17 protein-coding genes and 1 pseudogene are annotated in these 18,299 nt (G+C 64.4%); 17 read left to right on the top strand and 1 reads right to left on the bottom strand.

All coding sequences use genetic code 11. The features are described from left to right. Positions 1–55 precede the first annotated feature (55 nt). The 16 genes and pseudogenes from CAP37_RS14580 to CAP37_RS14505 all read left to right on the top strand — a co-directional run. Positions 56–661, top strand: coding sequence for a TetR/AcrR family transcriptional regulator (locus CAP37_RS14580; protein WP_086124727.1), 606 nt, complete (start codon positions 56–58; stop codon positions 659–661). Between the two features lie 65 nt (positions 662–726). Continuing rightward, on the top strand, positions 727–1,476 hold the full coding sequence (locus CAP37_RS14575) for an electron transfer flavoprotein subunit beta/FixA family protein (protein WP_056278441.1): 750 nt from the start codon (positions 727–729) through the stop codon (positions 1,474–1,476). Further along, positions 1,476–2,414 (top strand): electron transfer flavoprotein subunit alpha/FixB family protein, encoded by a 939-nt coding sequence (locus CAP37_RS14570; protein WP_069047330.1) that lies wholly within the window; start codon positions 1,476–1,478, stop codon positions 2,412–2,414. The genes CAP37_RS14575 and CAP37_RS14570 overlap by 1 nt, the downstream gene beginning before the upstream one ends. Before the next feature lie 99 nt (positions 2,415–2,513). Then, entirely contained in the window at positions 2,514–4,106 is a 1,593-nt protein-coding gene (locus tag CAP37_RS14565) for an AMP-binding protein (RefSeq protein WP_056278436.1), read from the top strand. A 185-nt stretch (positions 4,107–4,291) separates the two neighbouring features. Further along, on the top strand, positions 4,292–5,110 hold the full coding sequence (locus CAP37_RS14560; protein WP_256926970.1) for an enoyl-CoA hydratase/isomerase family protein: 819 nt from the start codon (positions 4,292–4,294) through the stop codon (positions 5,108–5,110). 14 nt (positions 5,111–5,124) lie between these two features. Beyond that, on the top strand, positions 5,125–6,348 hold the full coding sequence (locus CAP37_RS14555) for a CaiB/BaiF CoA-transferase family protein (RefSeq protein WP_056278429.1): 1,224 nt from the start codon (positions 5,125–5,127) through the stop codon (positions 6,346–6,348). Next, a complete protein-coding gene (locus CAP37_RS14550; protein WP_056278426.1) occupies positions 6,345–8,327 on the top strand; it encodes an acetoacetate--CoA ligase in 1,983 nt (660 codons plus the stop codon). The genes CAP37_RS14555 and CAP37_RS14550 overlap by 4 nt, the downstream gene beginning before the upstream one ends. A gap of 31 nt (positions 8,328–8,358) precedes the next feature. After that, positions 8,359–9,141, top strand: a complete 783-nt coding sequence (locus CAP37_RS14545) for an enoyl-CoA hydratase-related protein (protein WP_056278424.1) — start codon at positions 8,359–8,361, stop codon at positions 9,139–9,141. Positions 9,142–9,192: 51 nt separating this feature from the next. Beyond that, complete coding sequence (locus CAP37_RS14540) at positions 9,193–10,350, top strand: acyl-CoA dehydrogenase family protein (RefSeq protein WP_056278421.1); 1,158 nt, start codon at positions 9,193–9,195, stop codon at positions 10,348–10,350. An 11-nt stretch (positions 10,351–10,361) separates the two neighbouring features. Beyond that, complete coding sequence (locus tag CAP37_RS14535) at positions 10,362–11,540, top strand: CaiB/BaiF CoA-transferase family protein (protein WP_056278417.1); 1,179 nt, start codon at positions 10,362–10,364, stop codon at positions 11,538–11,540. A 16-nt stretch (positions 11,541–11,556) separates the two neighbouring features. Continuing rightward, a complete protein-coding gene (locus CAP37_RS14530) occupies positions 11,557–12,921 on the top strand; it encodes an MmgE/PrpD family protein (RefSeq protein ID WP_056278598.1) in 1,365 nt (454 codons plus the stop codon). Next, complete coding sequence (locus CAP37_RS14525) at positions 12,918–13,763, top strand: CoA ester lyase (protein WP_235501458.1); 846 nt, start codon at positions 12,918–12,920, stop codon at positions 13,761–13,763. Before CAP37_RS14530 ends, CAP37_RS14525 begins: the two co-directional genes overlap by 4 nt. 36 nt (positions 13,764–13,799) lie before the next feature. Then, complete coding sequence (locus tag CAP37_RS14520; protein WP_056278412.1) at positions 13,800–14,588, top strand: citryl-CoA lyase; 789 nt, start codon at positions 13,800–13,802, stop codon at positions 14,586–14,588. Positions 14,589–14,673: 85 nt separating this feature from the next. Continuing rightward, complete coding sequence (gene bioB / locus CAP37_RS14515; RefSeq protein ID WP_056278408.1) at positions 14,674–15,699, top strand: biotin synthase BioB; 1,026 nt, start codon at positions 14,674–14,676, stop codon at positions 15,697–15,699. Positions 15,700–15,710: 11 nt separating this feature from the next. Further along, entirely contained in the window at positions 15,711–16,127 is a 417-nt protein-coding gene (panD, locus tag CAP37_RS14510) for an aspartate 1-decarboxylase (protein ID WP_056278406.1), read from the top strand. 71 nt (positions 16,128–16,198) lie between these two features. Next, positions 16,199–16,503, top strand: a pseudogene (locus CAP37_RS14505) (aminotransferase class III-fold pyridoxal phosphate-dependent enzyme); the annotation flags it as partial. 4 nt (positions 16,504–16,507) lie between these two features. Here the strand turns inward: CAP37_RS14505 and CAP37_RS14500 are convergent. Continuing rightward, on the bottom strand, positions 16,508–17,452 hold the full coding sequence (locus CAP37_RS14500) for a LysR family transcriptional regulator (RefSeq protein WP_086124726.1): 945 nt from the start codon (positions 17,450–17,452) through the stop codon (positions 16,508–16,510). Between the two features lie 94 nt (positions 17,453–17,546). Between CAP37_RS14500 and CAP37_RS14495 the strand changes: the two genes are divergently transcribed. Next, positions 17,547–18,296 carry an electron transfer flavoprotein subunit beta/FixA family protein gene (locus tag CAP37_RS14495; RefSeq protein ID WP_086124725.1) on the top strand — a complete coding sequence of 250 codons (750 nt, stop codon included), beginning with the start codon at positions 17,547–17,549 and terminating at the stop codon, positions 18,294–18,296. Positions 18,297–18,299: the final 3 nt, after the last annotated feature.

The following is an 18,299-nucleotide window of genomic DNA, read 5'->3' as shown; positions in this document are numbered from 1 at the left end:
CGCACGATAGACAAACCAATCGACCAAACGCTTGTTAGATGATATAGTATACGGCATGGCAAAGGAGCAAGACAACCCACTCTCGCGCAGAGATGCGATCCTGGCGGCCGCGGCGAGCCGGTTCCGGCGCCAGGGTTTTGAGCGCACTTCGGTGCGCGAGATTGCCCAAGCCATGGGCATGACTTCAGGCTCGCTCTTCTACCATTTCGCGACCAAGGAGGATCTGCTGGTGGCGATCATGGAGGAGGGTGTTCGCGACATCATGCGGTCGGTGCGCGACGGGCTGGCTGGCGAAGTTCGCTTGCCCGAGCGGCTGCTGTCGATGGTGCGCAGCCACCTGAAGGCTTTGCTGGGTACGAGGCTCGACGCCATGACCGTGCTGCTCTATGAGTGGCGCAGCCTTTCGCCGGCCGCCCTGACCCGGGTGATGGCATCGCGCGACGCCTACGAGACCTTGTGGATGACGCCGATCAGCGAGGCTGCGGCGCTGGGCCTGGTCGATACAGATGTCGTGTTGGTGCGCCAGACAGTTCTCGGTGCCCTCAACTGGACGGCGCAGTGGTACCGGCCTGGCGGGCGTCTGGACATCGATGCGTTGGCGCAGCGCATGTACGCGATGCTGTTTCCTCGTGTGGCCGCATCGGGAGTGAGCCGTGATTGAACGGGCCGGATTCGGCTTTCATCTTACCGTTTTCAATTGTTTATTTTTAGTCACATGGAGATAAAGTGAAGATATTGGTCGCCGTCAAGCGGGTGCTGGACTACAACGTCAAGGCCCGCGTCAAGTCCGACGGTTCGGGAGTCGATCTCGCGAACCAGAAGTTGTCCATGAACCCTTTCGACGAGATCGCCTGCGAAGAGGCGGTGCGCCTCAGGGAGGCCGGTGTCGCTTCTGAAGTGATCGTTGTTTCCTGTGGCCCGGCGGCTTGCCAGGAAACGCTGCGCAGCGCCATGGCCATCGGCGCTGATCGCGCCGTGCTGGTTGAAACTGACGCCGCGCTCGAACCGCTCGCGGTGGCCAAGCTGATGCAGCATGTGGCCCAAAAAGAAGGTGTGCAGTTCGCCATCTTCGGCAAGCAGGCGATTGATGACGACGCTGGCCAGACTGGCCAGATGTTTGGCGCGCTGATGGGCTGGGCCCAGGCCAGCTTCGCCTCCAAGGTGCAGATCAGCGGCGACACGGCCACCATCACTCGCGAGATCGACGGTGGCCTGGAAACCCTGGCCATGAAGCTGCCGGCCGTGATCACGACCGACCTGCGCCTGAACGAGCCGCGCTTCATCACGCTGCCCAACATCATGAAGGCCAAGAAAAAGCCGATGGAGGTGATCAAGGCGGCCGAGCTCGGCATCGACATTGCGCCACGCACCGTGACCCTGCACGTCAGCGAGCCGCCGACCCGCAAGGCCGGCATCAAGGTGGCCGACCCGGCCGAACTCGTCAAACGACTCAAAGAAGAAGCGAAGGTGATCTGATGACAACCCTGATCATTGCGGAACACGACAACGCCGTACTCAAAGCGGCCACGCTGAACACGATTGCCGCCGCCACGCGCATCGGCGGCGACATTCATGTGCTGGTGGCGGGCCGCAACTGCGCTGCCGTGGCCCAGACTGCGGCGGCGGTTGCGGGCGTGAGCAAGGTGCTGCACGTTGACGCGGCGCACCTAGAGGCCCACCTGGCCGAGAACCTGGCCGAGCTGGTGCGCTCACGCGTGCGCGCCGATGTCGGCTACACCCATGTGCTGGCGCCAGCCACCGCCTTTGGCAAGAACGTGCTGCCGCGCGTGGCGGCCTTGCTGGACGCCTCCCAGGTGTCGGACGTGATCGCGATCGAGTCGCCCGACACCTTCCTGCGCCCGTTCTATGCCGGCAACGCGCTGGCCCGCGTGCAATCGAAGGATGCCATCAAGGTGCTGAGCATTCGCACCACCGCCTTCGACCCGGTCGGTGCGGGCGGCACGGCAGCGGTCGAGACGCTGGACGCGGCTGGCGATCTCGGCTTGACCACCCTGGTCGGGCGTGAGGTGGTGAAGCTGGAGCGCCCGGAACTCGCCGCTGCATCGGTCATCGTATCGGGCGGACGCGGACTGGGCGCGGCCGACAAGTTTCACGCCGTGCTGGAGCCGCTGGCCGACAAGCTTGGCGCGGCGATAGGCGCCTCGCGCGCCGCCGTCGACGCCGGCTACGCGCCCAACGACTACCAGGTCGGCCAGACCGGCAAGATCGTGGCACCCCAGTTGTACGTGGCGGTTGGCATCTCGGGCGCCATCCAGCACCTGGCCGGCATGAAGGACAGCAAGGTGATCGTTGCGATCAACAAGGACGCCGAAGCGCCGATCTTCCAGGTGGCCGACTATGGGCTGGTGGCGGATCTGTTCACAGCGGTGCCCGAATTGGTGACTGCGTTATAGGTTGCAGCGGATGCCGAGGTAAAGCAGAGGCCAGGCCTGTTCCTGGCAGTATGGTCGGCGGCACCGGCCAAACAATTCAAAAAGTAGGAGACATCGATCATGAGCCCATCAACCTCCGTCATCGCTGATGTGCCATCCCCTGGCGCAATTGCCCGCGTGGCCATCGGCGACTTCCTGCGCCGCTCGGCAGCGCGAGACCGCGCCAAGACGGCGTTCGTGCTCGGCGATCAGAGCATGAGCTACGGTGAGCTCGATGAGCGCGTGACCCGCTGCGCCAATGCCTTGCTGGCCGCTGGCTTGGTGCGAGGTGACCGCGTGACCACGCTATGCAATAACTCGCTTGAGTTCCTGGTGGCCATGTTCGGCATCCATCGCGCCGGCCTGATCTGGGTGCCGATCAACACCGGCCTGGGGCTGGATGACGTTCGCTACATCATCGACCACTCTGAGGCGCGCTTCCTGCTGGTGGATGCCGCTCTGCTGGTGCGCCCGGAGTTGCGTGCAGCCATCGAGGCGCAGCCCGGTCGCGGATGGGTGCTGGAAGGCGAGGGGGCTGGGGCTTTCTGCAGCTTCGCTGCAGCGATTGCTGCGCAGTCTGCCACTGAGTCCGAGGTCGAAATTCATGACCGCGACGTAGCCCAGATCATGTACACCAGCGGAACCACCGGCCGCCCTAAAGGGGTGATGCAAAGCCATTTGTCGGTGGTGATGGCAGCGATGAACAACGCGCTTGAGTTGGGGGTGTGGCGCGATGCCGTGAACATTGCCGTGCTGCCCCTCTTTCATTGCGCCCAGCACACGCTGATGTGCGGCGTGCTGGCGGGCGGCGGCACGGTGATTGTGATGCGCGCTTTCGAACCCGCCGCCATGCTCGACGCCATCGAGCGTGAACGGGTGACCTTGCTGGTGGGCTTGCCGCTGATGCACCAGGCCATGCTCGATCATCCCTCGCGCCCGGGGCGCGACCTGTCGAGCCTGCGCATGTGCGTGTACGCCATGGCGCCCATGGCCGAGACCCTGCTGCGCCGCCTGATCGCCGAGTTCTGCCCGAATTACTCATTGGCCACCGGCCAGACCGAGATGTACCCGCTCACCATGGCCTTCCGGCCCGAAGAGCAGCTTAAACGCTTTGGTTCCTACTGGGGCGCCAGTGCATTGATCAACGACACGGCGGTGATGGACGACGCGGGCCAGCTGCTCGGCCCCGGCGAGGTCGGCGAGATCGTGCACCGCGGTCCGAACGTGATGGAGGGCTACTACAAAAATCCCGAAGCCACCGCCGAGGCACGCGCTTTCGGCTGGCACCACACCGGTGACCTCGGCATGTGGGTCGATGGCCAGATGATGTTCAGGGACCGCAAGAAGGACATGATCAAGACCGGCGGAGAAAACGTGCCGTCCATCAAGGTCGAGGCCACGTTGCTGCGCCACCCGGCGGTGGCCAATGTGGCGGCGGTAGGTTTGCCGCACCCGCGCTGGGTCGAGGCGGTCACCGCCTTCGTGGTGCTCAAGCCAGGGGCGCAGGCCGACGAGGCCGAGTTGATCAACCACTGCAAGGAGCATCTCGGTGGCTTTGAGGTGCCCAAGGCGATCCGCATCGTCGATGCCTTGCCGATGACCTCCACCGGCAAGATTCAAAAGCATCCGCTGCGTGACAGCTATCGCGCCCTGTACGAGGACATTGAACGATAGGTGTCGGGAAGGTCATGGGGTGTGCAACACACGCCCGCGCCTGTGACCAGGCTGCTTGCAAGGCGTGCTTCGGCTTGAGGTCCTAACTAACCACCGTTCTGTCAATATGTTCGCATGACCTTTATCGAAACCAGCCGGTTTCCGGCAGGCGCGGACAGTCGCCCTTGATCCTTGATCCTTGATCCTTGTTCATCCCACCGTCAGAAAGGTTTTCCATGTCCGTCGTTCCTGCCATCTTGCTTGCGGTTGATGCCGACGGCATTGCGACCCTGACCCTCAACCGGCCCGATCAGCTCAATGCCTTCGATCTTGAGATGGTGGATGCTTGGCGCGCAGCACTTGAGCAGGCCGAAGCTGATGAGCGAGTCAAGGTCATCGTCGTCACCGGTGCCGGTCGTGCTTTTTGTGCCGGCGGCGATTTCGAGGAGATGGCCAAATTCAGCGAAATGGACAGCATGGGACGCAAGGATTTTCTGTACCGCCACGTGCATCGCATTGCGCTCACGCTGGAGCGGATGGAAAAACCGGTCATTGCCGCTGTCAACGGCGCTGCGCGAGGCGCTGGCTGCGACATGGCTTTGATGTGCGATATCCGTTTGATGGCCAGCTCAGCCACGCTTGCCGAGAGTTATATCAACATCGGACTGATGGCTGGTGATGCCGGTGCCTGGTACTTGCCGCGCCTGATTGGCACCGCGCGCGCGCTTGAGTTGTTCTGGACCGGTCGCGTGGTGGGGGCGGAAGAGGCCGAACGCATTGGCATGGTCAATCGCGTGGTGCCCGATGCCGAACTGATGACCGCCACCTACGATATGGCGCGCACCATTGCCGCCAAGCCGCAGCAGGCGGTACGCTTTTTTCGCCGCGCCGTCTACCAAAGCCAGACCATGGCGCTCGCCACGCACTTGGACATGGTGTCCTCGCACATGGCGGTGCTCGAAGACACGCCTGAGCATCGCGCCGGCATTGCGGCTTTCCGCACCCGCTCGCGCGCCAGCAAGTAAAAAAGGGCGGCGCCGTGCAAGGCATTCTGAGTGGCATCACCGTCATCGATCTGTCCCGCTTGATTGCCGGGCCTTACGCGGCCATGGTGCTGGCCGATCTGGGCGCGCGCGTCATCAAGGTCGAGGCGATCACCGGCGAGGAGGGGCGGCATTTTGGCCCGCCGTTTTATGGCGACTCCAGCGTCGCTTTCATGACCTGCAACCGGGGCAAGGAGTCGATCGCGCTGGACATACGCACCCCTGCCGGGCGCTCGGTGCTGGAGCGGCTGATTTCAAAAGCCCAGGTTCTGGTGCACAACTTTCGCCCCGACTTTGCCGAGACACATGCGCTGACCTACGACGCGGTGCGGCGCATCAACCCGACGCTGGTGTACTACATGGTCAGCGCCTTCGGTGAGCAGGGCGACTACCGGCTCAGGCCCTCGGTCGACAGCGTGGTGCAGGGCATGACGGGGGCCTTCTACGCCAGCGGGGAAGAGGGCAATCCACCGGTTCGTATCGGCTTGCCGATCATCGATGTGGCGTCCGGCATGTGCGGCGCGTTGGGCGTGCTGGCCGCGGTGATGCATTGGCAGCAGACCGGTCAGGGGCAGCGCGTGGAGTTGTCCCTGGTGGACACCATGTTCAATTTTCTTGCCAGCAAGGTGGGTGAATATGCGGTTGAGCAGCGCGAGCCGGTTCGTGCGGTGAACCTGCCGATTGCTGTGCCGAGCCGTCACTTTCGAGGCTCCGACGGTGCCTGGTTCAGCGTGTCGGTGGTGAATGAAGGTGCGTTCAAGCGGTTTTGCGCCGTCATCGAGCGGCTGGAGTGGCTCAACGATCCGCGTTACCAGCGCAATGCGGTGCGCATTGCCAACCGGCCGGCGCTGCTGGCTGAACTGGAGGCGATTTTCATCACCCGTTCGGCGGCTACCTGGGTGGCAGCCTTCGAGGCCGCCGATATTCCCTGTGGTCCGGTGAACACGGTGTCCGAGGCCATGGCCGACCCGGTGCTGGTCGCCCGTTTCGTGGAGCATCCTGAGATGCCGGGGCTGCCGCTAATCCCTTTTCCGGCGCAGCTTGCCGCGGGCATGCGCAAGATCGGTGACATGCTGGCACCTCCCGCGCTGGGGCAGCATACCGGGCCGGTGTTGGGCGAACTGGGCTATGGTGGGCCGGAGATTGCCCAACTGGTGCGCGACGGGGTCGTGCGCCTGCACGAAACTGCCATGGCAACCGCAGCAGTAGGGAAACCATGAGCAAAACTTCGCCCGACATTCTGTGGATCCCCAGCGCGGATCGCATCGCGGGTGCCGAGTTGACCTGTTTCCAACAATGGCTGGAACGCGAAAAAGGCGTGCGCTTTGCCGGCTACGAGGCCTTGTGGCAATGGTCCGTGGATGACTTGGAGGGTTTCTGGGGCGCCATCGTCGGCTATTTTGAGCTTCCGCTCGACGACTGGAATGGCCCGGTTCTGAGCGATCGGCAGATGCCGGGCGCGCAATGGTTTGTGGGCGCGCGCACCAACTATGCGCGGCAGGTGTTCCGGCACGCTACGGATGCCAGACCGGCCATCGTTTTTCGCAATGAAGCGGGCGAGCGGGCGGACATGTCTTGGCGCACGCTGCAGGACCAAGTGGCGGCGCTGGCGCAGTGGCTGCGCGCAGCGGGCGTGGGGCCGGGCGACCGCGTGGTGGCCTACCTGCCCAATATTCCGCAATCCATCGTGGCTTTTCTGGCCACGGTTTCCGTGGGGGCGATCTGGTCGGTGTGCTCGCCCGACATGGGGGCGCCCACGGTGCTGGACCGTTTCCGGCAAATCGATCCGAAGGTGTTGATCGCGGTCGATGGCTACCGCTGGGGTGGCAAGCGCTTCGACCGGCGCGACACCGTGGCCATGCTGCTCGACGGGCTGCCCAGCGTCGAGCGCTGCGTGCTCCTGCCCTACCTGGAGCGCAGCGCCAGCGTGGGCGCGCTGCGCGGTGGCGTGCTCTGGAGCGAGGTGGTCAGCGGCCCAGCTGAACTGCGCATTGAGTCAATGCCTTTCGACCACCCGCTGTGGGTGGTGTATTCATCGGGCACCACCGGCTTGCCCAAACCCATCGTGCACGGCCATGGCGGCATCGTGCTGGAGCAGGTCAAGCTGATGCGCCTGCACAACGACCTCGGTCCCGAAGACCGCTTCCACTGGTTTTCCACCACGGGCTGGATCATGTGGAACTGCCAGGTGGGTGGCTTGCTGGTGGGGGCGACGGTCTGCCTGTACGACGGCGCCCCGGCCTGGCCCGACTACACCACGCTGTGGCGCTTCGCGGGGGAAGTCGGCGTGACGTTTCTGGGTGCCGGTGCGGCGTTTTATGCGGCCTGCCAGAAAACAGGCGTAGAGCCGCGCGAGGTGGGCGCGCTGGGGCCGCTGCGCACCGTGGGTTCGACCGGCTCGCCACTGTCCCTGGAAAGCTACCAGTGGATTGCCAAGCATGTCGGGCGCGATGTCTGGATCAACCCGATCTCCGGCGGCACCGACTTCGCAGGGGCCTTCGTCGGCGGCGTGCCGACCCTGCCCGTTGTCGTGGGAGAAATGCAGGGGCGCTGCCTCGGGGCGCGCGTCGAGGCCTTCAACGAGCAGGGCCAGCCGGTCGTGGACGAGGTGGGTGAGTTGGTCTGCACCGCGCCCATGCCGTCCATGCCCCTCTACTTCTGGAACGACCCCGGCAACCGGCGCTATCTGGACAGTTATTTCGACATGTACCCCGGCGTCTGGCGGCATGGCGACTGGCTTCGCATCACACCGCGCGGCGGCGCAATCATCTACGGCCGCAGCGACACCACCATCAACCGCCACGGCGTGCGCATGGGCACGAGCGACATCTACAGCGTGGTCGAGGCGCTGCCCGAAGTGCTCGACAGTTTGGTGGTCGATCTTGAGTTTCTGGGGCGCGAAAGCTATATGCCGATGTTCGTCGTGCTGCGCCAGGGCGTGGCGCTGGACGCGCCGCTGATCGGGCGCATCAAGAGCGCCATCCGCGCGGCCGCGTCGCCGCGCCATGTGCCGGACGAGGTGTTTCCCGTGGCCGAGGTGCCGCGCACGCTCACCGGCAAGAAGCTCGAACTGCCGATCAAGAAGCTGCTGCTCGGCCAGCCCATCGACAAAGTGGTCAACCGCGATGCGCTGGCCAACCCCGCCAGCCTTGACTGGTTTCTTGAGTTTGCGCGCGTGCGTGCCACGCAGACCCGATAGTTTCCCCCAACCAATATCACGAAGAAACACCATGAGCGATCAGGAAGTCATTTACGACGTCAAAAATTACGTTGCCACCATCACCATCAATCGGCCCAAGACGCTCAACGCTTTCACTGGTGACACCATCAAGGACATGGAGCGACTGCTGGCCCAGGCCGGCGACGATCCGAAGGTCGGCGTGATCGTGCTGACCGGTGCTGGCGAGCGCGCCTTTTGTGTCGGCGGTGATGTCAACTGGGAAAAGGGCGAAGGTGGCAAGAGCGGCCTGCAGGACCTGGAATTCAACTTCAACCGCCAGATCGCCGAATGTCCCAAGCCGGTGATCGCGCGCGTCAACGGCTATGCCATTGGTGCCGGTCACCACATTGCCTACTTTTGTGACTTCACGATTGCCGCCGAGCATGCGATCTTTGGTCAGAACGGGCCACGCGTCGGCTCACCGGCCGGTGGCTATATCGTCTCGCACGCGGCCAATGTGCTTGGCCACAAGCGGGCGCGCGAACTGTGGATGCTGTGCCGCCGCTACAGCGCGAAGCAGGCGTTCGACTGGGGTCTGGCCAACTCGGTGGTGCCCATGGCCCAACTCGACGAAGAGGTGCAGAAGTACTGCGACGAATTGCTGTCGCTGTCGCCGACCTGCCTGAAGATTGTCAAGCGTTCGTTCTACCACCACATGGCCCCGATCATGGGCAAGGACATGAACGACCTGATCCAGGAAGTGGCACCTAACTATTTCAGTACCGGCGAGCAGCAGGAAGGGGCCAGCGCCTTTCTTGAGAAGCGCAAGCCCGACTTCAGCAAATTCCGCTAACCGGTAACCTTTGTCCTGCGCGGCTCGGCGGGGAACTTTTAGAGACTGAAAATGATGAACCAAGAACGTTACCCCGAGTTGCGTGCCGCGCTGCGCGATCTTTTCAAACGCTTCCCTGACGAGTACTTTCGCAAGATTGACGATGCCCGTGCTTACCCCGAGGCGTGTGTGGACGCGCTGACCAGGGCCGGCTGGCTGGCGGTGATGATTCCGCAGGAGTACGGCGGAGCTGGCTTGGGTCTGGCCGAAGCCTCGGTGGTGATGGAAGAGGTCAACCGCTGCGGCGGCAATGCCGGCGCCTGTCACGGCCAGATGTACAACATGGGCACCTTGCTGCGCCATGGCTCGGACGAGCAAAAGCGCCGCTACCTGCCAAAAATCGCGAGCGGCGATCTGCGCCTGCAGTCCATGGGCGTGACCGAGCCAACCACAGGCACCGACACCACCAAGATCAAGACCACCGCAGTCAAGCAGGGCGACCGCTATGTGGTCAATGGCCAGAAGGTCTGGATCTCGCGGATTCAGCACTCCGATCTGATGATTTTGCTGGCACGCACCACCCCGCTCAAGGATGTGAAGCGCAAGTCAGAGGGCATGTCGATCTTTATCGTTGACCTGCACCAGGCCATTGGCCAGGGCATGACTGTGAACCCGATCCGCAACATGGTCAACCACGAGACCAATGAGCTGTTCTTCGACAACCTCGAAATCCCGGCCGAGAACCTGATCGGCGAGGAGGGCAAAGGTTTCAAGTACATCCTGGACGGCCTGAACGCCGAGCGCACGCTGATTGCCGCCGAGTGCATTGGCGACGCCCGCTGGTTCGTCGAGCGCAGCGCCCGCTATGCCCGCGAGCGCCGCGTGTTTGACCGCCCGATTGGGCAGAACCAGGGCGTGCAGTTTCCCTTGGCCGAGGCCCACATCGAGACCGAAGCCGCTGACCTGATGCGCTGGCGTGCCTGCGAGCTGTTTGACGCCCACCAACCGTGTGGCGCAGAGGCCAATATGGCCAAGTACCTGGCCGCCAAAGCCTCCTGGGAGGCGGCCAACACCGCCATTCAGACCCATGGCGGCTTTGGCTTTGCCTGCGAATACGACATCGAGCGCAAGTTCCGCGAAACCCGGCTGTACCAAGTGGCGCCGATCTCCACCAACCTGATTCTGAGTTACGTGGCCGAGCATGTGCTCGAGTTGCCGCGCTCATTCTGAAAGAAATTGCCATGCGTCCATTGGAAGGAATGCTGATTGTCACGCTGGAGCACGCGATTGCCGCGCCGTTCTGCACCCGCCAGTTGGCCGATCTCGGCGCGCGCGTCATCAAGGTCGAGCGTCCGGGCGAGGGCGACTTCGCCCGCGCCTACGACAGCCGGGCCCACGGCTCGGCTTCCCACTTCGTCTGGTGCAACCGCTCCAAGGAAAGCCTGACGCTCGACCTCAAACACCCGGCCGCACGCGCCGTACTGCAAAAGCTGGTGGAGCGCGCCGACGTGCTGGTGCAGAATCTGGCGCCCGGTGCTGCCGCGCGCATGGGACTGGACCATGCCAGCCTGGCGCCGGTCAACCCGCGCATCGTGGTGTGCGACATCTCGGGCTACGGCGACGGCGGCCCCTACACCGCGAAAAAGGCCTATGACCTGCTGATCCAGAGCGAAGCCGGTTTTGTGTCGGTGACCGGAACGCCGGAGACGCCATCCAAGGCCGGACTGTCGATTGCCGACATCGCCGCTGGCATGTACGCCTACAGCAGCGTGCTGGCCGCTTTGCTGGAGCGCGGGCGCACGGGGCGTGGCCAACGGCTCGAAATCTCCATGCTCGAAGCCATGTCCGAATGGATGGGCTTCCCGCTCTACTACACGCTGGATGGCCAGCCGCCGCCGCTGCGTGCTGGCGCCTCGCACGCCGCCATTTACCCCTACGGCCCTTTTACCTGCGGCGACGGCAAGCAGGTGGTGCTGGCGGTGCAGCACGACCGCGAATGGGCCACCTTCTGCAACCAGGTGTTGCAATTGCCCGAGCTGACCGCACAGTACCTGGGCAACGCCAACCGGCTGGCCCAGCGCGAGAAACTGCGCGGCATCATCGAAGGTGTCTGCGCCACCCTGACCGCGGCGCAACTGGTGGCGCGGCTGGATGCGGCGCAAATCGCCAACGGCCAGCTCAACGAGATGGCCGACCTGTGGAAGCACCCGCAACTCGCGGCGCGTGGGCGCTGGACCGAGATCGATTCGCCAGGCGGCACGCTGCCGGCGCTGTACCCGCCGCACCACGTCCAGGGCAGCGAGCCGCCGCCGCCCATGGGGCCGGTGCCTGCGCTGGGTCAGCACACCGAAGCCATCCTGACCGAGCTCGGCTACGGCGAGACTGACATCGCCCGGCTGCGTGCAGACCAAGCCATCTGACTGCGAGATCGATGCCATGACCCCAGATACAAACCCGAGCGCGACGCTGGCTGCCTTTGCCGCCGATCTGTCATTCGACACCATTCCGGCGCCGGTGCTGCGCCGAACCGAAGACCTGTTCCTCGACTGGTACGCCTCCGCGTTGGCGGGCAAGGGCGCCCGGCCGGTCGAGGCCATCGAAGCCTATGCCCGCACCATGGGGCCGGCCTCCGGCCGCGCCGAGGTGCTGATCTCGCGCCGCACCACCTCGCCCCATTTCGCTGCGATGGTCAACGCGGCCGCCTCGCATTTCGCCGAGCAGGATGACGTCCACAACGGCTCGGTGTTTCATCCCGCAGCCGTCGTGTTCCCGGCGGCGCTGGCCATCGCGCAGGACATCGGTGCCAGCGGCCGCGAGTTCCTGGCCGCCGTAGTGGCGGGCTATGAAGTCGGCATTCGGGTGGGCGAGTTCCTGGGCCGCTCGCACTACCGCATCTTTCACACCACGGCCACCGCCGGCACGCTGGCCGCCGCTGCGGCGGCCGGACGGCTGCTCAAGCTCGATGCGACCACCATGCTGCATGCCTTCGGCAGCGCCGGCACACAAGCCGCCGGGCTGTGGGAGTTTTTGCGCGACGCCGCTGACTCCAAGCAACTGCACACCGCGCATGCGGCGTCCAGCGGCTTGGCCTGCGCCTACTTGGCGCGCGAGGGGCTGACCGGCGCGCGCCAGATTCTGGAAGGCGCGCAAGGCATGGCTGCGGGCATGTCGAACGACGCCGATCCGGCGCGCCTGACCGACCGCCTGGGCCAGCGCTGGGCCACGGCGGAAACCTCGTTCAAATACCACGCCTCGTGCCGCCACACCCACCCCAGCGCCGACGCGCTGCTGGCGCTGATGCAGACGCATGGGCTCAAGGCCGACGATATTGCCGCGGTGACCACCCATGTGCACCAGGGCGCCATCGACGTGCTGGGCCGCGTCACCGTGCCCGCCACCGTGCACCAGGCCAAATTCTCAATGGGCACGGTGCTGGCGCTGGCCGCCGAATACGGCTTTGCCGGGCTGAATGAATTTGAAGCGCATTACCTCGCGCCGCGCGTGGCCGCCTTGCGCGACCGCGTGACGATGCAGCTCGACGCCGAGGTCGATAAGGCCTACCCGCAGCGCTGGATCGGCAAGGTAACGGTGAGCACGCGCGATGGCCACACCTTTGGCGCGCGGGTCGATGAGCCCAAAGGCGACCCTGGCAACACCCTGACACGTGCCGAGCTGGAAGACAAGGCGCAGCGCCTGGCGGCCTACGGCAAGGGGGCCACGCCTGCAGAGGTGGAGGCACTGATCGCGCGCGTCTGGGCGGTCGCCGAGGCGCCGCACATCGAGCGCTGGTTGGCGGCATGAGCATGGCGACCAGCACCCCCGGCCTCCATGTCCTGCGGCGTGCCTATCTTTTTGTGCCCGCAGACAGGCCTGAGCGTTTTGCCAAGGCGCGCGCCAGCGGCGCCGACGCGGTGATTGTTGATCTGGAAGACGCGGTTGCCCCCGAGGCGAAGGCGAGCGCACGCGACGCGCTGGCGACGGCGCTTGATGCGTCGGCACCGCTGGTTGTGCGCATCAATGCCGCTGGCACGCCCTGGTTTGAAGACGATCTCGAACTGTGTCGCCATCCTGGTGTGGCGGCGGTGATGCTGCCCAAGGCCGAGGGTATCGATGCCGTGTGCACCGTGGTCGAGATCACCTATAAGGACGTGTTGCCGATCATCGAGTCGGCGCGCGGCCTTAGGGAAATCCACAGCATTGCGAGCGTGCCGGGCGTGATCCGCCTGGCTTTTGGCAGCGTCGATCTGGCGCTCGATCTGGGCATTGACTGTGCGCCCGATGGCGCGGAGTCAGAGCTGCTGGCTTTCCGCTCACAAGTGGTGCTGGCCTCGCGGCTGGCCGGGCTGGCCGCGCCGGTTGATGGTGTCAGCACCGCGATCGAGGACCTGCAACGCTTGCAGGCGGACACTGAACGCTCACGTCGACTCGGCTTTGGTGCCAAGCTGTGCATCCACCCGAAGCAGCTTGCCATCGTCCAGGCGGTGTTCACGCCGACCCCCGAACGGCTTGACTGGGCGCGCCGCGTCTGCAAAGCATTTGAAACGGCGGGTGGTTCCGCCGTGGCGGTTGACAGCCAGATGGTCGATCTGCCGGTGTACCAGCGTGCACAAGCCGTGCTGCGCGACGCGGGTCTGAGCGCCTGATTTTTTAAGCCCACCCCAAACCGACTGGAATTTCTCATGACCCGCAAGAACAAACCCATCCGCTCCGACATTGCGTGGAGTACCCCCGACCGCATCGAGGTGCACGGCAAAAGCCTGCCCGACGAAATTCTTGGCCATCTCAACCTGGGTGATATGGCCTTCCTGCAGATCGTCGGGCGCATGCCGACGCCGCAGGAGTCCAACGTATTCAACGCGATCGCGGTGACGCTGGTCGAACACGGCATCACGCCGAGTGCGCTGGTCGCGCGACTGACTTACGCCGGTGCGCCCGAATCGCTGCAGGCGGCGGTGGCGGCCGGATTGTGCGGCCTGGGCAGCGTGTTCGTCGGCAGCACCGAAGGCACCGCCAAAATGCTGTACGAGGCGCTGCCGCCGGGCACACGCGACGCCGATCTGGAGCGCATTGCGCGCGAAACCGTGGCGGCCTACCGAGAGCGTGGCCAGATCATTCCGGGGCTCGGCCATCCGCTGCACAAGCCGGTCGATCCGCGTGCCCCGCGCCTGTTCCAGATCGCCAAAGACAACGGCTTTTCCGGCGACTACATCCGCCTGGAACAACTGATCTGCGACGAGGCCGAACGCGCCGCTGGCAAGTCGCTTCCCGTCAACGCGACCGGCGCCATCGGCGCCATCAGCTGCGAACTCGGGCTGCCATGGAAAATCGTGCGCGGCATCGGCGTCCTGGCGCGTGCCATCGGGCTGGTAGGGCACATCCTGGAAGAGAGCAAGAACCCGATGGCGGTCGAGATCTGGCAGCGGGTCGAAGACGAGGCCACCCAGCACATCAGGCCGCAAGGCGCCTGAAGCGCTGTGGCTGGCCTTGCAGGCACGATTCGCCCGCGTCGATCTATCGATTGAATTTTGCTGGACACCACTGGAGTATTGCGCGATGAATGACACGATCCTGAGAGAAGAACCCATTCACTGGGTGCAATCACCTTCGCAGACTGCCGAGGCATCGAGCGTGGGAGCCTGGTCGACCGAAGCCGTAGTGGCGCTGTTCGATCAGCCGTTTACCGAGCTTCTGTTTCGCGCGCAGACCGTTCACCGCGAGCACTTCGACCCGACCGAGGTCGAGCTTGCCACGCTGCTGTCGATCAAGACCGGTGGCTGCCCGGAAGACTGTGGCTACTGCCCGCAGTCGGTGCACTACGACACCGGCGTAGCGGCCAGCAAGCTCATGGCGGTGGAAGAGGTGCGCGACGCGGCCGTGCGCGCCAAGGCGGCCGGCGCCACACGCTTCTGCATGGGCGCGGCCTGGCGCGCGCCCAAGGACCGCGACGTGCAAGCCGTGGCCGAGCTGGTGCGCGCGGTCAAGGACGTGGGCCTGGAGGCCTGCGCCACCCTGGGCATGCTCAACGAGGGCCACGCCGAAACCCTGCGCGACGCCGGGCTCGACTACTACAACCACAACCTGGACAGCGCCCCCGACTTTTACGGCGACATCATCACCACGCGCGATTACCAGGACCGGCTCGACACCCTGCAACGCGTGCGCGGGGCGGGCGTCCGGGTCTGCAGTGGCGGGATCGTGGGCATGGGCGAGACGCGGGTGCAGCGTGCGGCGCTGATCGCCCAGCTGGCCAACCTGGCGCCCGATTACCCCGAATCGGTGCCGATCAACAACCTGGTCAAGGTCGAAGGCACGCCGCTGGCCGATCAGGCCGAACTGGACCCGCTGGAGTTCGTGCGCATGATCGCGGTCGCCCGCATCACCATGCCGCGGGCCCGGGTGCGCCTGTCGGCCGGGCGCCAGCAGATGAGCGATGCGGTGCAGGCCCTGTGTTTTGCGGCCGGCGCCAACTCCATCTTTTATGGCGAGAAGCTGCTGACCACCGGCAACCCCGACATCGAACGCGACCGGGCGCTGATGCAGCGCCTGGGCCTGCATGCGCGCCACACTTTGGGCGCCTGAGGACCACGACCATGTTTCGCACCCTGCTGAAATCCAAAATCCACCGCGCCACCGTCACCCACTGCGAGCTGCACTACGAAGGGTCCTGCGGCATCGACGAAGACCTGCTTGAGGCGAGCAACATCCGCCCCAACGAACAGGTGCACATCTGGAACGTCAACAACGGCGAACGTTTCATCACCTACGCCATCAAGTCGCCGCGCGGCAGCGGCATCATTTCGCTCAACGGCTCGGCCGCCCGGCGCGCCAGTGTGGGCGACCTGGTGATCATCGCGGCCTTTGGCATGGTTCACGAGGACAAGCTCGACGAGGCCGTGCCGAAGCTGGTGTTCCCCGACGCCGCCAACCGCATCGTCGAGACCCGCAGCGAGCCCGCCGGTCCGCAGTCCGGCGATCCGGTCATCCTGCCCCTAGGCGCCGAGCTTTGATGCTACCTGTGTCGGCCAACGACGCCTGGCGCTAGCGCAGCCCGGCTGGGGTTTGGCACCCCTGCACCCAGATGAAGCTGCACGCGTCCGAGGGTGCTGCGCTGCCGCTGATTCCCGTGGCGCGGGCCCAGGAGTGTGGCTGCGCGACCACGGAGGCTGGTGCCATCTGAATGCGATCAGCTCCTGGTGGGTCAACCTGTTCGGGCACAACCACCCCGCCATCCGCACCGCGCTGATCGATCAGTTGCACACGCTCGACCACGTGATGCTGGCTGGTTTCACCCACGGGCCGGCGGTTGAACTGTCCGAGCGCCTGGCTGCGCTCACTGGCCTGGGCCACGCCTTCAACGGGAGCGACGGCGCCAGCGCCACCGAGAGCGTCAAAGTGATCCGCGCGGAACTGGCTTTCGGCGACGCAAAAGAACAGTGTCACCGTTTTGAGGAGGGTTCTCTTCCAACATCTGCCGGAAACGCTGTGCAGCGCTACCGTCGGCGCTCGGCTGCATTGCCACGCCGAGCGCTACCGCGAGCGATGCTTCTGACGACACATCGCGAAACTCCACTCGCCTGGTGGAACCTGTGCTGCATGCTGCAGGGACCAATGCCACCCCGATGCCGCTTTCCACAAGACTGACCAACGTCTGAACCTGCACGGCTTCCTGCGTGACCCGGGGAGTAAAGCCAGCGGTCTGGCAGACCAGCATCACCTGTGCTCTAAGGTTTACCGCGCTCGACGCTGAGTACATGATGAAAGCTTCATTGGCCAAGTCCGATAGCGCCACGCGTTTGCGCCGGGTCAGCGGATGGTGCATCGGCAAGGCGACCACCAGCCTGTCCCATTCCACCGGTCTGATTTCGATCGGTGTGGCTTCTGCCACGGGGTATCGAACGAGCCCTAGGTCCAGCGCACCAGCCTCCAGGTCGCGAAGTATCTGTGTGGTCGTGCCTTCGCGCAAGTCGAGCACCACATTCGGGTAGCGCTCGCGAAAAAGCGGCAGTACGCGTGGCAGCATCGCATAGGTGGCGGAGCCTACAAAGCCAATGCGCAATCGCCCGCCAACGCCGTTACGCAGAGCGACGACAGCGCTGCGTAACTGCTCAGCATGGAAGGCAATCTGCTGCGCATCCACCAGAATGATACGACCTGCGTCGGTAAGACGCACGCCGCGCTTGCTGCGCTCGAAAAGTGGTGCGCCGAGGTCTGCTTCCAAGCGCCGGATGCCCGTTGACAGGGGCGGTTGCGCAATGTGCAGCCGTTCCGCCGCCTTGCGAAAGCTCTGCGTTTCCACCACGGCCAGGAACTGGGTGATCTGCCGGAAGTTCATTATCAAAAGGATATCACTGACGTCTCATTTGGTATTGGACGTGGAATCTATCGATTCGTACAGTGAAGTCCATATCAACAGGAGACAACCCAACATGAAGGTTATCGTCCCCGTCAAACGCGTGGTGGATTACAACGTCAAGGTGCGCGTGAAGAGCGACGGCAGTGGCGTGGACATCGCCAACGTCAAGATGAGCATGAACCCGTTTGACGAAATCGCGGTGGAAGAAGCCGTGCGCCTGAGAGAGAAAGGCGTGGTCACCGAGGTGATCGCCGTCTCCTGCGGTGTCACCCAGTGCCAGGAAACCCTGCGCACCGCCATGGCCATTGGTGCGGACCGCGCCATCCTGGTGGAGACCAACTTGGAGCTGCAGCCCCTGGCCGTGGCCAAGCTCTTGAAGGCCCTGGTGGACAAGGAGCAACCCGGTCTCATCATCCTGGGCAAACAGGCGATCGACGACGACTGCAACCAGACCGGCCAGATGCTGGCCGCGCTCGCCGGCCTGCCACAAGCCACCTTCGCCAGCAAGGTGGAAGTCGCTGACGGTAGAGCCACCGTCACGCGCGAAGTCGACGGTGGCCTGGAGACGCTCTCCATCACGCTGCCCGCCGTCATCACCACCGACCTTCGTTTGAACGAGCCGCGTTACGTGACGCTGCCCAACATCATGAAGGCCAAGAAGAAGACGCTGGACATCGTCAAGCCCGAAGACCTCGGTGTGGACGTGACGCCGCGCATCAAGACCCTGAAGGTCAGCGAGCCGCCCAAGCGCGGCGCGGGCATCAAGGTGGCCGATGTCGCTGCCCTGGTGGACAAACTCAAAAATGAAGCCAAAGTGATCTGAGGA

This window comes from Hydrogenophaga sp. IBVHS1 (genome assembly GCF_002127265.1).
Lineage (GTDB): Bacteria > Pseudomonadota > Gammaproteobacteria > Burkholderiales > Burkholderiaceae_C > Hydrogenophaga.
The sequence above is the reverse complement of the archived record's forward strand: the minus strand, read 5'-3'. Positions and strand labels throughout refer to the sequence as shown.